This is a genomic window from Haloarcula regularis (genome assembly GCF_029338315.1).
Lineage (GTDB): Archaea > Halobacteriota > Halobacteria > Halobacteriales > Haloarculaceae > Haloarcula > Haloarcula regularis.
Genome location: NZ_CP119794.1, coordinates 2,806,137 through 2,826,994, shown reverse-complemented (window position 1 = coordinate 2,826,994; position 20,858 = coordinate 2,806,137). Strand labels below are relative to the sequence as shown.

General features: G+C 58.5%; 26 protein-coding genes, 1 tRNA gene and 2 pseudogenes. 12 read left to right on the top strand and 17 right to left on the bottom strand.

Translation table 11 applies throughout. The features are described from left to right. The first annotated feature begins 45 nt into the window (after nucleotides 1-45). The 5 genes from P1N55_RS15255 to P1N55_RS15235 all read left to right on the top strand — a co-directional run bounded on the left by P1N55_RS15255 (nucleotide 46) and on the right by P1N55_RS15235 (nucleotide 4,204). The gene (locus tag P1N55_RS15255) at nucleotides 46-945 is read left to right on the top strand and encodes a CPBP family intramembrane glutamic endopeptidase (protein WP_276276372.1); all 900 of its coding nucleotides are present in this window, start codon (nucleotides 46-48) and stop codon (nucleotides 943-945) included. Nucleotides 946-966: 21 nt separating this feature from the next. Further along, the gene (locus P1N55_RS15250) at nucleotides 967-1,824 is read left to right on the top strand and encodes a hypothetical protein (protein ID WP_276276371.1); all 858 of its coding nucleotides are present in this window, start codon (nucleotides 967-969) and stop codon (nucleotides 1,822-1,824) included. Between the two features lie 471 nt (nucleotides 1,825-2,295). After that, the gene (locus P1N55_RS15245; protein ID WP_276276370.1) at nucleotides 2,296-3,123 is read left to right on the top strand and encodes an IS5 family transposase; all 828 of its coding nucleotides are present in this window, start codon (nucleotides 2,296-2,298) and stop codon (nucleotides 3,121-3,123) included. Between the two features lie 287 nt (nucleotides 3,124-3,410). Beyond that, the gene (locus tag P1N55_RS15240; protein WP_276276369.1) at nucleotides 3,411-3,839 is read left to right on the top strand and encodes a DUF7344 domain-containing protein; all 429 of its coding nucleotides are present in this window, start codon (nucleotides 3,411-3,413) and stop codon (nucleotides 3,837-3,839) included. 5 nt (nucleotides 3,840-3,844) lie between these two features. Then, nucleotides 3,845-4,204 (top strand): HalOD1 output domain-containing protein, encoded by a 360-nt coding sequence (locus P1N55_RS15235; RefSeq protein ID WP_276276368.1) that lies wholly within the window; start codon nucleotides 3,845-3,847, stop codon nucleotides 4,202-4,204. Nucleotides 4,205-4,757: 553 nt separating this feature from the next. Here P1N55_RS15235 and P1N55_RS15230 read toward each other — a convergent pair. From P1N55_RS15230 to P1N55_RS15215, 3 genes are all read right to left on the bottom strand, one after another. Next, nucleotides 4,758-4,934 (bottom strand): hypothetical protein, encoded by a 177-nt coding sequence (locus tag P1N55_RS15230; protein ID WP_276276367.1) that lies wholly within the window; start codon nucleotides 4,932-4,934, stop codon nucleotides 4,758-4,760. A gap of 224 nt (nucleotides 4,935-5,158) precedes the next feature. Further along, nucleotides 5,159-5,386, bottom strand: coding sequence for a hypothetical protein (locus P1N55_RS15225; protein ID WP_276276366.1), 228 nt, complete (start codon nucleotides 5,384-5,386; stop codon nucleotides 5,159-5,161). 979 nt (nucleotides 5,387-6,365) lie between these two features. After that, nucleotides 6,366-6,758, bottom strand: coding sequence for a hypothetical protein (locus P1N55_RS15215; RefSeq protein ID WP_276276365.1), 393 nt, complete (start codon nucleotides 6,756-6,758; stop codon nucleotides 6,366-6,368). 409 nt (nucleotides 6,759-7,167) lie between these two features. Here P1N55_RS15215 and P1N55_RS15210 point away from each other — a divergent pair, with 409 nt between their 5' ends. The 4 genes from P1N55_RS15210 to P1N55_RS15195 all read left to right on the top strand — a co-directional run bounded on the left by P1N55_RS15210 (nucleotide 7,168) and on the right by P1N55_RS15195 (nucleotide 10,833). Beyond that, nucleotides 7,168-8,271, top strand: coding sequence for a CPBP family intramembrane glutamic endopeptidase (locus P1N55_RS15210; protein ID WP_276276364.1), 1,104 nt, complete (start codon nucleotides 7,168-7,170; stop codon nucleotides 8,269-8,271). Nucleotides 8,272-8,317: 46 nt separating this feature from the next. Beyond that, entirely contained in the window at nucleotides 8,318-9,169 is an 852-nt protein-coding gene (locus P1N55_RS15205; RefSeq protein ID WP_276276363.1) for a hypothetical protein, read from the top strand. Between the two features lie 127 nt (nucleotides 9,170-9,296). Beyond that, nucleotides 9,297-10,094 (top strand): DUF7847 domain-containing protein, encoded by a 798-nt coding sequence (locus P1N55_RS15200; protein ID WP_276276362.1) that lies wholly within the window; start codon nucleotides 9,297-9,299, stop codon nucleotides 10,092-10,094. A 496-nt stretch (nucleotides 10,095-10,590) separates the two neighbouring features. Then, nucleotides 10,591-10,833, top strand: a complete 243-nt coding sequence (locus P1N55_RS15195) for a hypothetical protein (protein ID WP_276276361.1) — start codon at nucleotides 10,591-10,593, stop codon at nucleotides 10,831-10,833. A 201-nt stretch (nucleotides 10,834-11,034) separates the two neighbouring features. On the opposite strand, the gene P1N55_RS20035 is transcribed toward P1N55_RS15195, so the two are convergent. Continuing rightward, nucleotides 11,035-11,271 carry a HalOD1 output domain-containing protein gene (locus P1N55_RS20035; RefSeq protein WP_276278745.1) on the bottom strand — a complete coding sequence of 79 codons (237 nt, stop codon included), beginning with the start codon at nucleotides 11,269-11,271 and terminating at the stop codon, nucleotides 11,035-11,037. 254 nt (nucleotides 11,272-11,525) lie between these two features. Between P1N55_RS20035 and P1N55_RS15185 the strand changes: the two genes are divergently transcribed. Next, nucleotides 11,526-11,774 carry a hypothetical protein gene (locus tag P1N55_RS15185; RefSeq protein WP_276276360.1) on the top strand — a complete coding sequence of 83 codons (249 nt, stop codon included), beginning with the start codon at nucleotides 11,526-11,528 and terminating at the stop codon, nucleotides 11,772-11,774. 136 nt (nucleotides 11,775-11,910) lie between these two features. On the opposite strand, the gene P1N55_RS15180 is transcribed toward P1N55_RS15185, so the two are convergent. Next, nucleotides 11,911-12,318 carry an SHOCT domain-containing protein gene (locus P1N55_RS15180; RefSeq protein WP_276276359.1) on the bottom strand — a complete coding sequence of 136 codons (408 nt, stop codon included), beginning with the start codon at nucleotides 12,316-12,318 and terminating at the stop codon, nucleotides 11,911-11,913. 380 nt (nucleotides 12,319-12,698) lie between these two features. Between P1N55_RS15180 and P1N55_RS15175 the strand changes: the two genes are divergently transcribed. Beyond that, on the top strand, nucleotides 12,699-13,403 hold the full coding sequence (locus tag P1N55_RS15175) for a YqjF family protein (RefSeq protein ID WP_276276358.1): 705 nt from the start codon (nucleotides 12,699-12,701) through the stop codon (nucleotides 13,401-13,403). A gap of 55 nt (nucleotides 13,404-13,458) precedes the next feature. Here P1N55_RS15175 and P1N55_RS15170 read toward each other — a convergent pair whose 3' ends face one another. Continuing rightward, a complete protein-coding gene (locus tag P1N55_RS15170) occupies nucleotides 13,459-13,809 on the bottom strand; it encodes a hypothetical protein (protein WP_276276357.1) in 351 nt (116 codons plus the stop codon). Between the two features lie 215 nt (nucleotides 13,810-14,024). Between P1N55_RS15170 and P1N55_RS15165 the strand changes: the two are divergent. Next, nucleotides 14,025-14,440, top strand: a pseudogene (locus P1N55_RS15165) (hypothetical protein); the annotation flags it as partial. A 328-nt stretch (nucleotides 14,441-14,768) separates the two neighbouring features. Here the strand turns inward: P1N55_RS15165 and P1N55_RS15160 are convergent. From P1N55_RS15160 to P1N55_RS15110, 11 genes and pseudogenes are all read right to left on the bottom strand, one after another. Next, a complete protein-coding gene (locus P1N55_RS15160) occupies nucleotides 14,769-15,053 on the bottom strand; it encodes a type II toxin-antitoxin system RelE family toxin (protein WP_276276356.1) in 285 nt (94 codons plus the stop codon). Next, a complete protein-coding gene (locus P1N55_RS15155; RefSeq protein ID WP_276276355.1) occupies nucleotides 15,043-15,339 on the bottom strand; it encodes a ribbon-helix-helix domain-containing protein in 297 nt (98 codons plus the stop codon). Before P1N55_RS15155 ends, P1N55_RS15160 begins: the two co-directional genes overlap by 11 nt. A gap of 263 nt (nucleotides 15,340-15,602) precedes the next feature. Then, a complete protein-coding gene (locus tag P1N55_RS15150) occupies nucleotides 15,603-15,887 on the bottom strand; it encodes a type II toxin-antitoxin system RelE family toxin (RefSeq protein ID WP_276276354.1) in 285 nt (94 codons plus the stop codon). After that, nucleotides 15,880-16,161 (bottom strand): ribbon-helix-helix domain-containing protein, encoded by a 282-nt coding sequence (locus tag P1N55_RS15145; protein WP_276276353.1) that lies wholly within the window; start codon nucleotides 16,159-16,161, stop codon nucleotides 15,880-15,882. The genes P1N55_RS15150 and P1N55_RS15145 overlap by 8 nt, the downstream gene beginning before the upstream one ends. Before the next feature lie 318 nt (nucleotides 16,162-16,479). Beyond that, a complete protein-coding gene (locus tag P1N55_RS15140) occupies nucleotides 16,480-16,824 on the bottom strand; it encodes a DUF5615 family PIN-like protein (RefSeq protein ID WP_276276352.1) in 345 nt (114 codons plus the stop codon). Between the two features lies 1 nt (nucleotide 16,825). Continuing rightward, nucleotides 16,826-17,119: a DUF433 domain-containing protein gene (locus tag P1N55_RS15135; RefSeq protein ID WP_276276351.1), complete on the bottom strand. Its 294-nt coding sequence runs from the start codon at nucleotides 17,117-17,119 to the stop codon at nucleotides 16,826-16,828. Between the two features lie 175 nt (nucleotides 17,120-17,294). After that, nucleotides 17,295-17,366, bottom strand: a tRNA-Ala gene (locus P1N55_RS15130). Nucleotides 17,367-17,540: 174 nt separating this feature from the next. After that, a pseudogene (gene rpsJ, locus P1N55_RS15125) lies at nucleotides 17,541-17,850 on the bottom strand (30S ribosomal protein S10). A gap of 3 nt (nucleotides 17,851-17,853) precedes the next feature. Then, nucleotides 17,854-19,119 carry a translation elongation factor EF-1 subunit alpha gene (gene tuf, locus P1N55_RS15120; RefSeq protein ID WP_276276350.1) on the bottom strand — a complete coding sequence of 422 codons (1,266 nt, stop codon included), beginning with the start codon at nucleotides 19,117-19,119 and terminating at the stop codon, nucleotides 17,854-17,856. A 240-nt stretch (nucleotides 19,120-19,359) separates the two neighbouring features. After that, entirely contained in the window at nucleotides 19,360-20,307 is a 948-nt protein-coding gene (locus tag P1N55_RS15115) for a homoserine dehydrogenase (RefSeq protein ID WP_276276349.1), read from the bottom strand. After that, nucleotides 20,304-20,837, bottom strand: a complete 534-nt coding sequence (locus tag P1N55_RS15110; RefSeq protein WP_276276348.1) for an amino acid-binding protein — start codon at nucleotides 20,835-20,837, stop codon at nucleotides 20,304-20,306. The genes P1N55_RS15115 and P1N55_RS15110 overlap by 4 nt, the downstream gene beginning before the upstream one ends. Nucleotides 20,838-20,858 lie beyond the last annotated feature (21 nt).

Genomic DNA, 20,858 nt, shown 5'->3' with positions numbered 1-20,858 from the left:
GAGCCGGCGGCAGATTTTCCTCGAAGCGTGACAAATTGGTGTCACATGAACCCCTCCGTCCGCGCGTGGATCGACCGCCATCGGGTCGCGAGCTTCCTGGCGATCACGTACGCGTTCACCTGGACGATACAGGGCCTGCTCGCTGCCTCGGACCTGGGCCCGTCGTGGACGCTGTCGATACTGGTCGGCTTCGGCGGCTTCGGGCCACCGGTCGGCGCGGCCGTGGTCGTCTGGGCGGCCGGCGGCAGCCTGCGTGCCTGGCTCGGGCAGTTCTTCCGGTGGCGTATCGGCGCGACATGGTGGGCGGCGGCGCTTTTGATCCCGCTCGTCGTCCTCGCGCTGGGGAGCGGACTCTACGCCGTCCTGGGGGGTCCCGTCGACCTCGCGGCGCTGCCGTTTCCCGGCGTCTACCTGTTCGTGATGGCCTGGGGTACCGTCTGGGGCGGCGGGCAGGAGGAACTGGGCTGGCGCGGGTTCATGGTGCCGGTGTTGCAGGAGCGATACAGCGGGCTCGTCACGAGCCTGCTCGTCGGGGTCGCGTGGGCCGGCTGGCACCTGCCGCTCTTCCTGAACCCCAACACCACGCACGCCACCTGGCCGGTGTCCCAGCAGCTCATCTGGGGGGCGACCATCCTCGCCGGCTCGGTGCTGTGGACCTGGATGTACAACAACACCGGCAGCGTCCTCGCGGCCGCCGTCTTCCACGCCGGGATGAACAGCATCGGCGTCTTCCATCCCGCAGACAGGGCGGCGCTCGTCCCCGGCGGGATTCCCGACCCGTGGCTGAACTTCCTCGCCGAGATCGCCTCGGCGGTCGTGCTGGTCGGCCTCGCCGTCGTCGTGGTCCTCGTCTTCGGGCGCGAGCGGCTCGCGAACCGCGAGGTCCCGGACACCAGCGTGCTCGGCCTCGAGCGTGGCGACGCCAGACCCGCCGACGGACAGTGAGCGTCCCGCCAGCGAACACCCATGACACAGACTCCACTTCCCCGTCCGTACCGCGTCGCATCGCTCACGACCCTGCTCCTGACGGTCGCTGCGACCGTCGTCGGACTGGTCGTCCCGGGATTCTACCGCGACGACCCGGTGTTGCTCCCGCAGATATTCGGGCAGGACCTGTTGACGCTTGGAGTGGCCGTCCCGGTCCTGGGCGCCTCGCTGTACTACGCGAACCGCGGGTCGCTCCGGGGCTACGTCGTCTGGCTGGGGGTGACCGGCTACCTGCTGTACACCTACGCCTCGTACGCGTTCATGACCGCGTTCAACGAACTGTACCTCGTCTATACGACGCTGCTCTGGCTGACGCTGTTCACGTTCGTCGGCGGGATGGTTCGCCTCGACGCGGCGAGGCTGAAGCGCGAGCTCCGCGGGTTGTCCGTTCGACCGTACGTCCGCTTCCAGTTGCTGCTGGCGGGCCTAGTCGCTGCGTTGTGGCTCTCGGAGATTCTGCCGGCGACGCTCGCCGGGACGACGCCCGCGAGCATCGCCGACCCGGGACTCCCGACGTCGGTCATCTATTCGCTGGACCTAGGCGTCGTCGTCCCCGCCTTTGCCCTGGCGGCCTCCCTGCTCTGGCGCCGTCACCCGCTGGGATACGCGTTCACGAGCGTCCTGCTCGTGAAAATCGCTACGCTCGGCGGGGCCGTCCTGGCGATGATCGTCTACATGGTCCGCGACGGCCAGGTCGTGCCCGTGCCCCAGATCGTCATCTTCGGGACGCTGACGGCTGTCAGTCTCGGGCTCATCGCCCGGTTTCTCGCCGCAATCGATCCCGGGTCAGACCCGGTCGCGGCAGACGCCGGTGCCGGACGCGAGATGGAGGGCTGACGAGTAACCACCGCCAGACGTATCCACGAACGACCACAGCAGCCGTCGTCGGCAGCCCCCAAGGTTGCGTTTTCAGAGATTGCTTCTGCAGCTTCGCCCGTCTCAATCGGTTGGAGCTTGAAGTCAGTCGGTAGTGGCCACACTGGGAGCCTGCTTACCGTCCAGAGCAGATACGCGACGAACGGATCGAATTGTGACCATGTTCACCGAAATGTGGTGTCAGAGAGTCAGATATGTGTCCCGGTCGATTCAATCTCGCCAACTCCGAGGAAGGTCCGTGCTGAGCATGCGCTATGTATGCAGCAACACCGTTTCGACATACGCAGTGTCTGTCAGTAGCGGTGTGACCGATACAGAGAATGTATTCAGTAGAATCGTCTAAATCATTTCAAGGGCTCTGGTGAATCGCTGTATAGCGCCGGTTTCGACCGTTAGAACTAGGAGTATGAAGCGGGAAACCGCCGATGATCCATGTCGAAGATCTCCCGCTTCACAAAGAAAGCGGTCCAGTTAGCTAAAAATGCTGTTGGTGAGCGAGGCGAAGTCGCCGCCCCCGAAGGGGGTGGCGGCTTCGCCGAGTATGCGGTGGTGTCGCTGCACTGTCTGCGGGTTTACCTGGAAAAATCCTACCGAGAGGCACTTGATTTGCTGAGCGAGATGCCACAAATACTCGGGGAGATCGGCCTCGACGCGGCCGATCTCCCCGACCATTCCACGCTAGTCAAGTGGTTTGACAGAATTAAGACAGCACTCTGGCGAGTGCTGCTGCGCCTGTCGGCGCAGCTGCACGACCCGAGCGGTCACGCCGCCATCGACGCGACGTTCTTCGACCGCGAAAACGCTAGCAAGCACTACTGCCGACGGACGAATTACCGCGTCCAGACGCTCAAAACAACTGCTCTCGTGGACACAGAAAGCCAAGCAATTCTGGACGTTCACTGTACGACCGAGAAACGTCACGACACACAGCTCGGCTGGCAGGTCGCCCGCCGCAATGCGGGCGACCTCGCCAGCCTCGCTGCCGACAAAGGCTATGACTGGATGGATTTACGCGAGAAACTCCGCGAAGAGGGCGTAAGACCGCTGATTAAACATCGAGAGTTCCGGCCCATCGATCACGCGCACAACGCGCGGATCGATGGGCCTCGATACCGCCAGAGAGCGATGTGTGAGACCGTTTTCTCGACGATCAAGCGCACGCTCGGCGACGCTGTGCGTGCGCGAAATTGGTACGGTGAATTTCGTGAACTCGTTTTGATGTGTGTCGTTCACAACATCAAGCAGTCTCTGAAACCGTGAAATCAAGCTACGTCTGGCGATTCACCACGGCCATTTCAAGTAAAATAGCCGTGTATCAATAGCAAATTCAGTAGACGAATGTGATATCCTGAGGCTGTTCTTGCGTCACTTCCAACACCTCGCGTTCTTAAACGCCCGGTGCTGTCGATCACCGAGAATATCGAAGACGACGATGTATTTGCGTGGTTAGTACTTGGCGGGTATGAAACCGTAATTCCCGGATTGATGACAATCAACTTGGTCTACCAAGCCATCAATTTTTATACTTAAAAAAACAGCAGTATCACATGGATGGCGATTCGAACCGGGATGAGGAAGCAACGTCGGACGAGTCCGCGTCACCCGAAACGGAACTGCCACCCTCACCGGCCTTTTTAGAACTCGACCCGGTGTACGAAGCGTTGGGACACCCCCGACGGCGCTACCTGTGCTACACCCTTCTCGAAGACACTGAATGGTCGCTGAACGACTTGGCGACAAAGATCGTCGCGTGGGAGACCGACGTTCCCGAACACGCAGTTACAGAAGCCCAGCGCGAAGAAGTATACGTCTCGCTGTACCACGCTCACGTTCCGAAGTTGGTCGACGAGGGTGTGATTACGTTCGATGAGGCGACCGAGAGGATAACAACCGCAGAACACGCCGACCAAGTCTTGGCTGCGCTTGAAGCGATGGGCCAGTCTCGACTCGAACCAGGAAACGCACGCACGGAGTGAGATGGATGAACAAGAAGACTAACGGGGAAATCATGAACGACGACTCTACTATGGGTGCCACTACACACTGGTCACAGGTAGCACAGCGTCACTATGAACCCGATGGACGGGGTGAACTCACGACCGCAATCGTCTACGCCATCGCAGAGGCCGAAGGCGTCTCCCCGAGTGAGGTGACATCGCCACCGCTGTATGACATTGTGGACGTGCCAGCGATAGAAGGCGCGTTCTTCGGGCCGAACGTGGCCGAAGAATCTCGGCAGGGCGTTGGCAGCGTGGAGTTTCAGTACACTGAGTATCTCGTGAAAGTCCGAAGCGACGGATGGGTCCAGGTGTACGAACCGACCGAAGCAAACCTCTCGTAGAACGTCACTCCGGAGCCGCTACGTTCTCGTACGCTGAATTATCGGCCACTCACCGTGTTTGCGAGACCAGCATTGTTGTCGCCTTCCCGCGCTTGCGTCGGTAGTCGATGACCTCGCTTGTATTTCGGCCGAAATTGAGTGAGCCACCATCCCGGACTTGCATTCAGAACTGTGCGAGAAACGCGCGCTGTATGCAGCAGGGTCGTAGAATTGCAGCAGTGCTCGAGATAATTGCATACGAGAGACCACACCCCAGAGGAGGGTGCGTCAGGAAGCGTGAAAGAATCGAGCTAACCGAAAACAGAATATTGCCGTTTCAGCCCCGTTGTCCGGTTAATAGAGTGGGGATCGTGAGTGGACTCGCCGGGATTCCGTTACACCGTTTCAAAGAATCCGTTTAATCCCCGCGCAGTCTGGCGGTTTGTATTATAGTCAGATGAAAGTACAGACGTCACTGGCACTGTCGAATCCCTCGTAAATTGATACGATTGGCGTGCAAGATACAGAGGGTGTACTCAGCACAGAATGGTGACCCGTCTCAACCGAGGTACCGCTATCCAGTCTGCCACTCAATGAACCTCTCGAACCCATAGGTAAACCCGAGAAAGACGACAGCGAACACGAACCAACGGAAGGCATCGAAGGACCCTGTGAACGCGAGAACGTTGAATATGTACGATAACGACGCACCAACAAACGCAGCGACGTAGAGGTTCCGTCGGCTGTCCATACAGACGCTTCTAAAGAGCGTGAGTTAATTCTTTTCCAGTGGGTTACACGAAAGTCGCCCAGTCGCGTACGTCTCACGAGTTCATCTTACACTGACTAAGCGCCCTCTGTATCGGACACACCGTACTGACAGACTCGGAGTGAGATCTGAAATCGGTACTGTACGTAGAGTGCGAGTCGGTCGCACATATGTTCCGACACACGGCGGTCGGTAGCTCTGCATCTCTATGCTCTGTATCGCTGGATCATCATCCATCCGAGTGACGCAATACCAACCAACAGGAATGCGCTACCGAAGAATACCGACTGGTTCCCGAGGAAGTCTGAAAGACCGAAGAAGTCGGTTCGGTTGAGGTAGCCAAGGCCGAAGAATATCCCGATGACGACTATCCCGGCACCGATTCGTAGGGCCAGATCACGCAGAAAACCGTCTAGCGTTGGCTCCGGAACCATACACATCGGTCCCTGTCTGCGCTCCCTTATGATGTTTTTTCCGAATGCCGGATGTGCTTCAGCCCGAGAGAACAACGGCAAATCGGTGGCCTTCCATCGCACATCGCTGGGTCTATCGCGGAGGTTCGTCTGCCGACTCACTCCAATCGACACTCTATGATGGAGACCGTGAACTTGACTGTCAAGCGCTTTCTCGGCTTCGTCGTCCGAGCGTGTTCCTGGGTCTGTGAGTTCCGAGTAATTACACTGATGTAGGTCAGCAATAACACCAAGTGTGTGGTAACGCGTGTATTCCACCGTCCTATGGCGGTTCACCATAGCCATTTACAACCAAACTGCTCAAGATACGCTCGATGGGGCATTCACATCTGGGGAGGAATTGCACTTGATGCCCTCCTTCATCAACCAGATTGTGTTCAGTGAGCCCGCCGGTCGGCCCGATTCAGTAGTCCAGTTTACAGCCTCACTCGTTTTCTTGGGGATATACCGATACGCTTGGAATGGTGGTAACGGCGACTCCAGCAGTTGGTTACTTGTAATGATGGTCGGATCTGCCTTGTCTGCAATCGCTGAATCGCTGCCGAAAGATCAACACCTTACGGCCGGTATCCTTCGGGCGACAGCGGTCACCGTATTGCTGTGTCTTCTCGCCGCTACGGTCTTCGTTCCGGAGTTCGTCGTTGGATAATCCCAAAACATACTACGCTACCACATCGTTATGCAATCGTCCCGTTAGGGACCTATCCAAGCCACCATTCCTGGTTGCTTGGTATAGTGCCGGGCTTGCACCCCGACATCACTGCTTTCATCCGGTATCGCCTGTTCTGAGCTCGGACCCAGAGTTAACACACTGTTGATTCCCTGCGAAAGAGACACAGATCGCCTTCTGAATACACTCTCTGTATGCAGCATGGCCTCAACACCCAATCAATGTGACATCTGGTCTTTATCCAACAACAGACCAAGTTACCCTCCACCATCAGTTGTCGGTCTCACTGCGGAGAGACACAACCGTAAGCACAAACGCAGTAACTCCGAGTATCCGCGTCACCGGAATCACCCACGATTTCACAGTAATTTCGTCTGGGTTCTCGTACGCGAGCGACAACCCAAAATTCAGGTACCAATGCGGTAATATCGCCGCCATTGAGCCAAACAGGCCAAAGACCACGCTTACGGCCCCCGAGAGGAAACCAGACCGGCGTGCGAAGAGGAGGTACCCGATTCCCTCAACACGGGCCATTGGGATGGTCCATCCGCGGAGTGTGGCGTCCTCCGGATTCTCGAACGCCAAGGTCTCCGCGGCGTCTACAATCTTGCGTGGAACCGACACCATTAGCAGACCGATAACCGACATCAGCGTTTGGAACATAGTCCAGATTCTCAAGCCATCGAGATAAGTGTTAAATGACTAACGTACAGGATGATTCAGACTCGTTGGCGCTGGGTCTGTCGGCATCCACACAGTTGGATACGGTGGCCAGATGGGCGCGGAGCTAACTATCGGCGGTGTTAGTGACTACGAAGACATCAAAGACCAGGTCTGACGAAAGTGCGGCGACATCCCAGCGGCTACCGAGAGCGGTGACGAAACCATTGATGAAGAGCCCGGCGCAGTGGATTGCCGAACAGGGCGAACGACCGACGAATTGACTGATTTTCGTCGCATCCGAGAACTTCTTGAACAGGAAGTCGTAAGGTGATCCATCAGACTTGATGCCCGAATAGTAATAGAATCTTCAACTCAAAAATCTCTATAACACCATTCGCTCGGTCAAACTATGGGTTCTCATATCAACCGGCGGTCAGATCTCGTCCGCCGAACAGGTGCCGGGATTGTAGCAGGGGTTCTCAGTATCGTGTGTACGATTCTAGTCGCCGCAAGCACGGTGAACGTCCTCTCTGATACTCTCGAAGACATCGGCACTCTCGTCGCTGTGGCTATCGTTGCACTTCTCATCGGTCTGGGGATCGGGATTCGATATCGAGCACAGTGGCTGACCCCCGCGCTCATTGCCGGTGGCCTGACCGGCATTTTTCTGTTCCTCCGAGGGCAGCTGTTCCTTGCTGACGGAACCCCGATTTCGTATCCGCTTCTCTTTGGACTTCCCGGGACGGCTGCCGCGGTTGTATTCATGCTTGGTGGCGGATGGCTCGGGACTCGATCAGTGGTTACATCCCGTCTCTCACCGTCAGAATTGCCTCCCCTCACCCGTGCAGGGGTGATCATCGCCACCGGGTGGACAGTAATCGAACTCCTGTTCGGACTGGGGATAGGCTCGTCAGTCGGAATCCTCCTCGACAACACGTTCGTGGGCGTCCTCGTGGCGACATTCGTTGGCTTTCCCATCGCCGCGTTATTCGCAGTTCGGTACGGTCAGCGTGTCAATATTGACCGCTCAGACTGGGGGTACACGACGGACGGTCGGACGATTTCACTCGGAGTCCTCGCTGGAGCCTTCGCGGTACTCACTGTCTACGGCATCGGGTTCGTGAACGCGTTGCTTGGAGGGACCGAGACTGCGGTTGCTGCCTTCGGATTTCTCTTCTCCGATCTCGAAGCTGGTCTCTGGGTCGCTGTCCTCTTCGCGCTTGCGCATGGTATCGTCGCACCGGTAACCGAGGAACTAGCCTGGCGTGGCATCGTTCAATCAGCTTTCGTCCGTGCGGAGGGACTCGGGACAGGTATCGTCATCACTGCTGTCCTTTTTACGGCGAAACACGCGCTCTTGGACGTCTCTCTGGCACGCGTTCCGACAATACTCGTCTTGGCGCTCGTTCTTGGAATCGTGCGTCACCGCTGGGGGACGACCGCAAGTACCGTCGTGCACATGGTCGTCAACCTCACGAGTGTCGGTCTACTCACAATCTACGTGTTGGGATAATCGGACAGGAGGGCAGTCTTTTCCAGTCCGGGGTGTAATGTCTCCTATGGCGACCCACATTCGTCGTACACTGGGTCAGTCGAGCACCGAAGGGCCGGACAGTCTGTACGTGTTAGTCGCCGGTCTGTATGTCGCAGCGTTTCTGGCTCCGGCACTGGTCCTTGGACTGTCACGGGCCGTCACTGACGCGGCCGTTCTCTACGTCGGCTTCCTTGTCGCCGTGGCAAGTGTCACTGTCGTCGCCAGCGGGATCGTCTCTCGGACGCCTGGCCTCGCGGTCAGTCTCGGCCGCTACGACGCTGTTTGGCTCCTCGCTGTGCTTCCGTTCTGCTGGTTCGGCGGTGTGTTCGGTGCGGTGGCTGTCGGCCTCGAACCACCCAACTTCGCTGTCCCATTAGCAGTGATCGGGACGGCTGGCGGGATGCTACTCGGCATAATGTTAGTGGCGATGAGTCGGACTCGGTATGCGAACGCGGCGCTAGCGGATGCCGTCGATTTTGCCGAGTGGGAGGCTCGCTGGCCGCGGCGCTGGCGGCGTGTGGCTGGCGGTATCTCTCTGGTGGCGTTCACTGTCAGTACACTCGGAATCATCTCTGCGTTCGTGTTCAATTCCGAGTGGGGATGGTGGCTGTACAATCTGTTGTTCGTCGGTGTCGTGCTCATGAACGTACTGAATCCGCGGACCTTCCGTGTGACGGATGCTGGGCTCGTTATCGAGCATCCACTCCAGCGGCAGTTCCGACCATGGCCGACCTACACGAGCTACGAACTTACCGACGAGGCGCTCGTCCTCCACCCGGTCGAATGGTGGCGTCCGGCGCATCGATGTGACCGAGCGGACATCGACGACGTCGATGCTGCTGTAACGGCACTGGACGATTGTCTCGCTCAGCAGTGACCCACGGTAGAATTCGACTGGGTTGGCTCTGGTGAAATCCACAGCACCTGCTAGGCTGTGCTGCTGAATACAACGTGAACAGTCTCAGAGGGCATAGATTTTCACGGTATCCGATTGAACCCCCGATATGGCTGTCCTGAATGCCCTCCGCCGAACGCCGAGTGCCCTCCGCAGAAATCCAGTCGTGCTCGTCCCGATACTCGTGATATCACTGTTCCAGGTACCACAATTAGTCCTGCAGGCAGTCAATCCACTGCTCAGCAGTGTCGTCTCGCTCGGAGTGTCGCTCGTGTTCCTTGTCGTCATGCCGTTCTTCCAGGGTGGGATGATCGGGATGGCCGACGAAGCCCTCACTGGAAGGACGGCACTGCAGACGTTCGTCGAGGACGGGAAGTCCCACTACGTCTCGATACTGGTCGCGTATCTGGCCTTAGTGGCGGTAAACTTCGCTCTCGGGATGGTCGGGTTCTTCGTCGCGCTGGTCGGTGGCGTCTTCGTTATCGGAAGCGGGGGCCTCGAATCAGCGAACATTGCCGTGCTCGCCGTCGTCGGAATCATCGTCGCTGCCGTCGTTCTGCTGTATCTCCTGGCACTCTTTTTCGTCCAGTTCTACGGCCAGGCAATCGTGCTTGAGGATATGGGCGCAGTTGATGGGCTCAAACACAGCGTGTCGGTCGTCCGCCAGCACGTCGTGAGTGTCCTTGGCTACTCGATTCTCGTCGGTATTCTTGGTGGGCTGTTTGGTGGTGTATTCGGTATCCTTTCGCTGTTGTTGTCACCGGAATCGGCAGCAACACTTCCGCTACCGGAGCTTTCACTCCCGCTCGTGGCCGGTGTCGGTCTCCTCGTCCTTATTGTTGGGACGCTGTTCGGCGGCTTCTTCGCGGTGTACTCAGTGTCGTTCTACCGGGAACTTACACAGTAACGGCAGGGTCCCAGGCGAATCCTTGCCTGATACGCGCTGGGTGCCTTGTACGTCCTTGAGGGATTTCCTGACAAATCTCAGGAGCGGTGTGACCGATACAGAGGATGATTTTTCATGGTCGGAAAACCACATCAGCAGATATGAATCAGATGGAGTCTGTTGGTATTCTATTCATTGGATTGGGGCTCGTAGCAGGTTCAATAGCGACAACACAGGGCTTTGCCAACGTAATCCTGCCTTCGATTTTCCCCACTGGCGTCGGTATGGCTGTGACGGCATTCGGGAGATATCACTGACCGGCTTGCGCTGATTATTCTGTACGGCTGCTGGACCCCATTCCCGATAGAGGGTTTCAGCAATCATACCGAATACAGGGCACGTCTCGGTCATTGGTAGGTTCTTATCAGTCGTACGAATAGACTGTAGAGCTAGTTCCTATGCCTGGCACTTCCGAACCTATCGACGTCTTTTCACCTTACCCAATCGTGGTACGCGTATGGATGCTGCCGGGGACACACTCATTCGTATCGATGCGTGGCTGTTCCATCTGTTGAACGTCCTCGTCGGCATCGCTGTCCTCGTTACAACCGTTCTATATACGCCACTGGGAACAGTCTCTCTCGACCTGTTCGTCGCACAGATAGATCTGTTCTATATCCTCGTTCCCCTCGCAGTGCTGTACACGTGCTGGAGTGGTGCTGTGTTGTGGCGATGGGTAAACGGAAACGACCTGTTGTGAAACTGCGGACGTCCGCTCCCATCCAATCGCTCGGTTCGCTCCTCTCAGTATGGACTGGCACAGACCAAGCTACTGTACGCATCGCCTGGGTGCAGCCCACTGGTTGTCTCTGGTTCGACGGCGCTATTGAAGCCTTCAATAAATGACGGGTTTCAGCAGACGTGCTGAATACAGGGCGCGTGTGTTGCATAATCAATGGCGTTATTCTTCGAGTGGATGAATAATAACACTCCCTTCACCCGTGAGCGAGACAGTCGCGTCATTATATTCGAACTGGACGATCAGGTCTGAATCATCAGCGCTGGTTAGTAACGACTCCAAGGCATCAACGTCTATAGTCTCCTGCAATGGCGGTAGCTCTGTCAAGCCACACCCGTCCAGTTTCATAAACTGTTCAACTATTTCGACTACGATATTATCGCCATACAACTGTCTCATCATGTATTAATATATGTTCTCTAAGGTGATAGTTTCCTCAGACTATTCTTACTAACCGAGAAAATGCTTGTGTGGTGTGGTTCTCGAGGAAGGCGGCCCATCCAACCAATATATTTGACGGTGCTGACTACACCCTCTGTATCGGTCACTGAGATATTGGTCGATGGTGGATAGGTTACGTCCGGCCGTGCAAGATACAGAGCGCGACCCGGCCAATGGTAGAATTTTAACTCCAATAACACCCACCCAACAGTATGGCGGAAACGCTCACAGAGCTCTCCCAACGAAATGAAGCGTTCTGGATTGGTTTAGCTCTCTTTCTGCTCGGGATAATTACTCCTGAAACCCTCCTTCTCGGGGAGCTCGAACTCTCAGGAGTTCTTGTCTGGGTTGGTGGTGGGATTCTCATGGTCAGGGTTCTCGTTGGGATATACCGAATCCTGAGAACGACGGCTGAGGCAGGAATATTTGGCTATCGGGAGGGGAAACAGAACGATCGATAGAGCCACTGTATCTCGCACGCCGGTTCTGATAGGATTCGAGTAGTTGCTAAGGGCGTTGCTGTATACAGCACGCATATCGGCTACGGAGTACATCAACGTGAATCACCAGAAGAGTTGCTCAATACAGGCACCGCATTTATCCTCGCTCTCTATCGTTGGGAATGATGGTAGATTGATCCTCACTCGATTCGGCTCGACGATCCGCATCTAATAACGTCTCCAGTTGCTTCTCGAATTCCGCATCGGAGATCTCACCTTCTGCATACCGCTGTTTAAGTTTCTCCAGCGGATCACGCTGGTCACGGCTCTCTGTACTTCCGTCCCTTTCACTATCGAGACGATCCATCCAACGGAAACGAACCCATCGTGTGAAGATCCATAGCGCGAAAACAACCAAGACAGCAGCCGATACGACACCTGCAGTCTCCCCCGAAATCCGGCCGACGTACCACAGTACACCGACGAGTATTATCGTATCAACTCCAAAAGCGAGAAAAACGCCCAGTATCATTCCGGTGACAATACGTGGGTCCGAGCGGGGCACAACTGGATTTCGGACCGCTACAACTTGTCCGTTCCGCAGACTTATCCACGGACTGATTAACCGGACTCGATGTGAGAACAACATGGTTGACTGCTGACTACACCCTCGATATTGGTCACGGCGTTACTGATGGGGATCAGACAGATCGGTTGCGCTCGTACTGCACCGTCGGTACCGTTTGTAGGTGCAGTGAGCGCCCTCCTCGCGACGATGCTGGTCTATGTGGATCCGGCAGTGATTAAGATCTGTGGCGTCGCCGTCCTTACTGGCGATGTCATCGCTGAGGCCGTCGTCGGTGTCGCCGCGCTCGTCGGACGAATGAGGCCACTTGACAGCCGAGTGTATCGCGAGGAATTTGTCGAGGGCACCAATTATCTCGCATGGTCGTTCCGCTGGAGATGGGCTGGCGCCACCTGTTGTTCGAGAACTGGCCAGTCAAGCCAGAGATGATGGACGCCCACCTCCCCGCGACGCTTAGTACCGACACTCACAATGGGAGCGCGTGGCTCTCGGTGATCCCGTTCACGAACGTCGCCGTCCGGCCGAAAGGAATGCCGCGACCGCTCGGCGTGCGGCTCCCGGAGATCAACGTTCGGACCTACGTCACTCGTGACGGTGTTCCGAGTGTCTACTTCTTCAGCCTGGATGCCCAGGGGCTCGCCAGCGTCACCGGTGCCCGCCTGTTCCATCACCTGCCGTATTACTACGCCAGGATCGCACTGGAAATGAGCGATGGGCGCATCCAATTTGAGAGCCGGCGCCACCATCCCGGTGCCCGCCCCGGCCACTACGAAGCCACGTATTGGCCGACCGGTAATCCCTTCGACGCACCGACTGATCCACTAGCCGAGTTTCTCGTCGAGCGGTATCGCTTCTACACCGAAGCGCCTGACGGATCCGTCCGCTACACCGATGTCGATCACGACACCTGGACGCTCTACCCGGCCGAGGCGACTGTCGAAACCGATACGCTGTTACGGGCCAATGGCTTCGCCCGCCCAGACGCAGAGCCAGTGTACTACTACAGCCCAGGGCTGGACGTCGTCGCTTCTCGAAGCAGACAGCTCCGGGAGGACACAGAATGACCGCCGAACAGAACCTGTGTAAAATTGCCCGGGACGACGTTAGCGACCAGCTTCTCTAGCCTACAGCGACCGCGAGATGAAACACGCCGATGAGTGTGAACCCGGCTGCGACCAGCCAGTCACCCGGTCGGGAGCCCATGTGACGCTGTGTCGCCGCGCGGAGAAACCACCAGCAAGCGATCCAGACGAGCAGGTGTGGCGCGAACCACGCCGCAAGCCAGCGCGACGCGAGTAAATCGACACTGCCGATCGAAACAAGGGTATAGCTGACGGCGTGGTTCATAATCTGCGCGATCCCACGAATATCTGACCGCTTCGTCTGGTACGTGACGACGAGCAGAGGAAGCGGACGCAGCGAGTCCCCATCGGTGGGTATTGCGCCGTCGAAGTCCAGTAGCCACGGCATGACGAAGTGAACGACCCAGAACAACGGTAAACGTGCCGCAGATGAGGAACCCGGCTGTCAGAAAGGGATCGGGGATCATCAGTAGATAGACTTTCGATCGGGGTGATATTGGAAGTGGGGATTCCATCGGCCTGTCACCTGGGATAGGATAGACCAGGTGGACAGGGCACGGAGTATCACCCGTACAGAGTGCCGTGAGTAACTAGTGGTGCCCCAAAACGGACCGGTCGTACTTCGTACTCGGGAACTACGATCGGGAGCCGATCCGTCGACTGAATCTGGTTGTAGATCGTCTCAATCGTCGGACGGACGCGTACGCCTTCCGGATGGTCGATATTCGAGGAGAGTGGGAAACAGTATTCAGAAGTTCTGCCTGATTGCAGACATCGTCACGTATCACGTCGGTGTCGCTGAGAAGGGGCCGAGTGACTTTCTCGTCGAACAGGGTCTTCTCGTCGAGACGGTCGAGTATTTCTCGAAGAGCCACGTCCTCAAGCGGGAATACCATGACGAGCAACAACCCTTCGGCTGGATGCAAGATGGCGTCTTCGAGCTATTCGAACGCGAAGGGCGGTCGTACTGCTGGCAAACCGAAGAGGACCTCGTCGACGCGGCTGAAGAACTCCCGTGATGCTCACCAACCACTACGATTCTCAGCTGTGGACTGACCAGCACTCTGTCCAGCACTTCACACAGAGTGGTTTGTACTAAATCCGGCAGTGTGACGGGATCAAACCAGCATTTACAGGAGTTAAATGCGGAGGATCACACGACGACGGGGGGTGCGTCACGAAGCGTGAAAGAATCAAGTTAACCCAGTTCAGCAAAACAACCGTTTTAGGCCATCTACTAGCCGATTAGCCGATAGGGAATGAGTTGGCTCGCCGGGATACGATGACGCTGCGTGAAAGAATCGATTAAACCGGGCCGCAGTCAGGCGATTATGAACCTGGGAAATTCTAATCGTCGTCAGCAGTGTAGGCACCGCTCCGATGTTCGATTCGATGGACTTCCAGTACCGATCCGTTCCGATCGAGTGTACAGGCGAGTCGATACTGTCCAACACGAAGTTTCGAGAACGGACCACCAGTCAGCGGTTCGAGAAAGTCGTCAGGCTCACGCCATTCTGACTCGACGAGTTCGTCTAACTTCGATACAATTCGGTCCTGGACATGGGGGTCAAGGGAATTGAACTGATCGGCCGCTCTCGTCGTGAACTTCCAGGCCCACTCGTCACTCGGCATCTTCGTCTCGATCCATCATCTCGACGACTTCCTCACGCGACACCAACTCTGCGTCGCCAGACCGCAGCTCGTGTTCACTGGCGGCGATCTGTTTCCATCCCTCACGAGAAAACTCGGGGTGTTTCACCGCGTCGCGTGCTGCGTATCGGAGGAACTCACTCCGAGAATTGAATCCTTCCTCTTTCCACGTCGTATCGATATCTTCGAGAAACGCCTTGCTCAGCCGGAGGTTGATCTGGACCATCTCTGGCCCGTCGTCGCCAGCTGTGGTATCTGCATCGGACATATACAATTGCTTTACAAACGCATATACAAAATCTTGCCGCCGGCCTGAATACGAAAGCGCCCTCTGGAAGTGGGACTGATTAAATGCCATCCGTCATCGAGCGTGATGAATTCACGAGCAGTTTCTCGCGGCCCTCGAAAATCTGCCATAGAACGCTCCTAGCTAGGGAATACGTGCGAATGGACTCGCCGGGATACGATGACGCTGCGTGAAAGAATCGATTAAACCGGTCCGTTTTCAGGCGATTACGAATCTGGGAGAAACTAATCGTCGTCGGCAGTGTAGGCACCGCCCCGGCGTTTTATCCGCGCCACGATGATCCGTTGGTCGTCCCGTCGAGAGCTCACAGAGAGACGGAACTCGCCGACACGAATCTTTCTGTACGGACTATTTTGAAGCGGTTCACCGTATTCAGGCGGATCGCGCCACGGAGAATCGACGATTTCGTCGAGTTTATCGAGAACACGGTCCTGTTCGTCCGGCGAGAGTCCGTCGAGGTCGCCCTGTGCCTTCGAGGAGAGTTCCCATGTCCACGTCTCCTCACTCATCGCTCGTTCCGAACTGCTTGCGTGCCTCGTCTGCACTCATCGTTTTTCCCTCGCGGACGTCCTCTTCAGCTTCGAGCAATGCGATGAGTTCGTCGCGATCGAACGTCGGGAATTCGATCGCGTCCCGAAGCGTATAGCGAATGAACTCGCTTCGACTGTTGAATCCGCGCCCCTGCCACGTATCGTCGACTGAGTCGAGGAATGACTCGGTGACTTTGAAGTTCACCGTGACGATCTCGTCCTCACCGTCGCCTTCCGTGGTTGCTTCAGACATACCATAGTAATACGGCTGTCTTACCGATAGTCGTTTCGCCGGAACACACAGACGAAACTGCGAGTGGCTTGTTAAATGCGAAAAGCCGCATGCTGACGGAGGGTCCGCCACGAAGCGTGAAAAAATCGAGTTAACAGAAAATATAGAACAGCCTCAACAGACGCTCTATCAGCAGGTTAGCATTGAATTCGTGAGTGGACTCGCCGGGATACGATGACGCTGCGTGAAAGAATTGATTTAATCAGCCCGCCGTCTTGTGATTCCAAATTTCCTGTCTGAACCGTTTGTCGAGAGAATCAGATCAGTCCTCACGGCATGTCACACCCATGCGTCCAGTTCTTCACGACCATTGAACGCATCTCGATCTGGGTACGCATCAACAAGTGCAATAAGTGCTGCCGCAACTCTGTAGGCTGGCATCGTGTCGTCGTACAGGAGGATGATACCTGCGTGAGAATCGGGAGGTAGTGAGCCGAAATCTTTCACGTCACTCGTTACGATGATGCGGTCCTGTTCACGAGCGTAGGGAAGTACGTCAGCTTCATCGTCGGCACCTTGTCCAAGTGTGTCCCGAACGTGGGCTGCATCCAGCTCTTCTTTTGCCAGATACGTCGCGACTTTCGGATCGATGTTTTCGTCGAGGAGAAACTGCCACTCGGACATCTCAGGCCGTGTCTGGTTCGACATCCTCGGGGCGGGCGATCGACTCTCTGAACGACTCGATAGCTGATTCCCGCTCGGCTTCGATATCGCTCATCTCCCGTGGGTGATCGTGATAGTAGGCAAGGGCGTGATAGACGTCGGCCACGTCGAGATCGTACCGATCGGCGACAGCTTCAGGATCGACACCTCGTTCTTCGACGAGCGCGTACACTTGGCGGACGCTGATACGTCGGTCAGTGATGTGGGGCTCGCTCATCAGCTCGTGGGCGATCCGTCGCGACTCGCGCTCGGCCATACCGGTTTCTATCGCCCGCTATCGCAAAAACGTTCGCACGACCAGAGAGAACAGTTATCAGAGTCGAGATACCGTTAAACCGAATCTATCACGCTCTGTGACGAACTCTATCCGAGTTCAGCATGACCCGAAGAAAACGGAATCAGGAGCGTTCCAGCGGCATTTCAGTGAGGAATGGACTCGCCGGGATTTGAACCCGGGGCCTCTTCCTTGCGAAGGAAGCGATCTGCCACTGATCTACGAGCCCGCACCTGCCTCTCTAACGCGGGGTGGTAAAAACCCTGCGCGTGAGGGCGACCTTCGATAGCGATTCACACAGCGGGTGGAGTGTGTCCCGGCCTGCGATTCGGACGATCGCCGCCTCGACAGCCGGTCGAGCCGACGGGTCTGGTCCGAAAGGCGTTCGCCTTTCGGCCCTCGCTCAGTCCTCGAGGACGATCTCGATGGAGACGTCGTTGGGAACCTGGATGCGCATCAGCTGGCGTAGCGCCCGTTCGTCAGCGTCGATGTCGATGAGACGCTTATGGACGCGCATCTCCCAGTGTTCCCACGTGGCGGTCCCCTCACCGTCGGGGGACTTGCGGGTGGGAACCTCCAGCGTCTTCGTGGGGAGCGGGACGGGGCCCGACAGTTCGACCCGTCTTCGAGGCGATCTCCCGCACGTCGGCGCAGATGTCGTCTAAGTCCTCGGGACTCGTGCCTGCGAGCCGAACGCGTGCCTGCTGGGCCATGCGTTATCGCTCGTTGACGCTGAGGACCTTGCCAGCGGCGATGGTCTGACCCATGTCGCGGATGGCGAAGGAGCCCAGTTCCGGAATCTCGCCGGACGGCTCGATGCTGAGCGGCTTCTGCGGGCGGATGGTGACGACCGCGGCGTCGCCGTTCTGGATGAAGTCCGGGTTCTCCTCGGCGACCTCGCCGGAGGACGGGTCGATCTTCTTGTCGATGGACTCGACGGTACAGGCGACCTGTGCCGTGTGAGCGTGGAAGACCGGCGTGTAGCCCTCGGTGATGACCGACGGGTGCTGCATCACGACGATCTGGGCCTGGAAGGTCTCGGCGACCGTCGGCGGGTCGTCGGCCGGGCCACAGACGTCGCCGCGGCGGATGTCGTCCTTGCCGACCCCGCGGACGTTGAACCCGACGTTGTCACCGGGTTCTGCCTTCGGGACCTCCTCGTGGTGCATCTCGACGGTCTTGACCTCGCCGGAGACGTCCGACGGCTGGAATGAGACGTTGTCGCCGGTGTTGAGGATGCCGGTCTCGACGCGGCCGACCGGGACCGTCCCGATACCGGAGATGGTGTAGACGTCCTGGATCGGCAGTCGGAGCGGCGCGTCCGTCGGCGGCTCCGGGGCCGGCAGGTTGTTGAGGGCCTCGAGCAGGATGTCGCCGTCGTACCAGCTGGTGTTGTCCGAGCGCTCGGCGATGTTGTCGCCCTCGAACGCCGAGATCGGGATGAACGAGGCGTCCTCGGTGTTGAAGCGGACCTGGTTGAGCAGTTCCTTGACCTCCTCGACGACCTGCTTGTAGTCGGACTCGCTGTAGTCGACGAGGTCCATCTTGTTGACACCGACGATGAGCTCGCCGATGCCCAGCGTGCGGGCCAGGAAGACGTGCTCCTGGGTCTGCGGCTGGACGCCGTCGTCGGCGGCCACGACGAGGACGGCGTTGTCGGCCTGGCTCGCGCCCGTGATCATGTTCTTCACGAAGTCGCGGTGGCCGGGACAGTCGACGATGGTGAAGTCGTAGGCGTCCGTCGTGAACTCCTGGTGGGCGATGTCGATGGTGACACCGCGCTCTCGCTCCTCGGCGAGGTTGTCCATGACGTAGGCGAACTCGAAGCCGCCCTTGCCCTTCTCCTCGGCCTCTTCCTTGTGCTGTTCGATGACGTGCTCCGGTACCGATCCTGTCTCGTACAGGAGTCGTCCGACGAGCGTGCTCTTGCCGTGGTCAACGTGGCCGATGATGGCCAGGTTCTGGTGTTGTTCGTCGCTCATTGATTATCTCACGCGCAGGGGCGCTGTGTGAGTGTCTTTACTTGGTAGTTCATAAAACGATTTCGATAGCGAGCAAGCGTCAGGCCGGCGCATTCGTGCGATTTGCCACATAGTGTCATGGGGGCCGCGCACACGAACCGGGACGTCCGGTGGACCCGGAGAACGCGTCGGGTCGCCGTCAGTGCTGCCGCTGGACGGTGTGTGGCTGGAAAATCGGTCCGACGCGCGAGGTGCTGGCGGCTACTCCAGGCGGCCGACGTCCGCGAGCACCGCGCTCGCCGTCTCCGGACCGCCCGCACCTCGGCCGGAGATGTTGAGTCGGCCGGCGTGGTCGGTCTCCAGCTGGACGATGTTGCGCGTGCCCGTCGGCGCCAGCGCCGCGTGCTCCGGGACCAGTCGCGGGCCGACCCGAACCGCGCCGTCGGTCACTTCGGCGATGAGCCGGACGGTCTGGCCGTCCTCCTGGGCGAGCTCGAGCGCGCTGCCCGTGATGTCCTGGATGCCCTCGACGTCGGCGTCCTCGAGCGTGTACTCCTCGCCGTCCTCGGCCAGCACGTTCGCGACGATGACGCCCTTCAGCGCGGCGTCGGTGCCGTCGACGTCGAAGGTCGGGTCGGCCTCGGCGACGCCGAGGTCCTGGGCCTCCGCGAGCACGTGCTCGTAGTCGAGGCCCTCGGCGGACATCCGCGAGAGGATGAAGTTCGCCGTCCCGTTGAGCACGCCACGCACGGCCGAGATGTGCTCCGGGTCGAAGTCGTCGATAGTCGAGAGCACCGGCATCGCGCCGCCGACGGTGGCCTCGAAGAGGACGGTGCCCTCGCTGTCGGCTTCCAGTTCCCGGACCTCGGCGAACCGTTCGGCGACCGGGCCCTTGTTGGCCAGCACGACGTGGCGGTCCATCCCCAGGGCCGTCTCGACGTGGCCGAAGCCGGGCTGGGCGTCGCCCAGCGTCGTCGGCGTCGCCTCGACGAGGACGTCGTAGTTCGCGGTCAGCGCGTCCTCGGGGTCGGCGTCGCCGACGATGCCGTCGCGGCGCTTGCGCTCGAGTGCCCCGTCGGCCTCGATGCCGTCGGCGTCGACGACGGCGCTCTGTGAGTCGGCGAAAGCGGTCACGGTGTGCCCGTAGTCGCCGGCGAGTTCGACGACCGAGCCGCCGACGGCCCCGGCGCCGAGCACGGCGAGCCTCATACGTCACCCCCCACGGTGAGCGGTTCGATGAGCCGCAGGTCCTTCTCGGCGGCCACCTCGCGGACCGCCGCCAGCGCCTCCTCGACGGCACCCTCCTCGGTCGCCAGGCGGATGCGCGCACTGGAGGCGTCCTCGGTACCCTCGGGGGCCGACAGCGAGAGGTCCGTCACCGTGGCGCTCGTCGACTCCTGGATGTGCGAGAGCGTATCCGAGAGGTCTGTGTTGACGAGGTGGCCCGAGAGGACGATGGTCAGCGCCTCGCTGTAGCGCTCGGCGCCGGCCTGGATGACGTTGATGCCCGCCTCGCGCAGGGCGTCGACGATGCCCTCGAAGCGGTCGGGCGTCGCCTCCAGGTCGACCTCCACGGGGATGTGCCCACGCGGGGTGACGTTCCCCCGCTCGTGGAAGATAGAGAGGAGGTTCCCGCCGTTGCTGGCGATGGGTTCGAGCGCTCGAAGCAGCTCGCCCGGTTCGTCGACCAGTTCCAGCCGAACTGTGTACGCGCGAACCTCTTCGGTCGAGTCGCTCATCGCCCGCTCACCTCCTGTCGA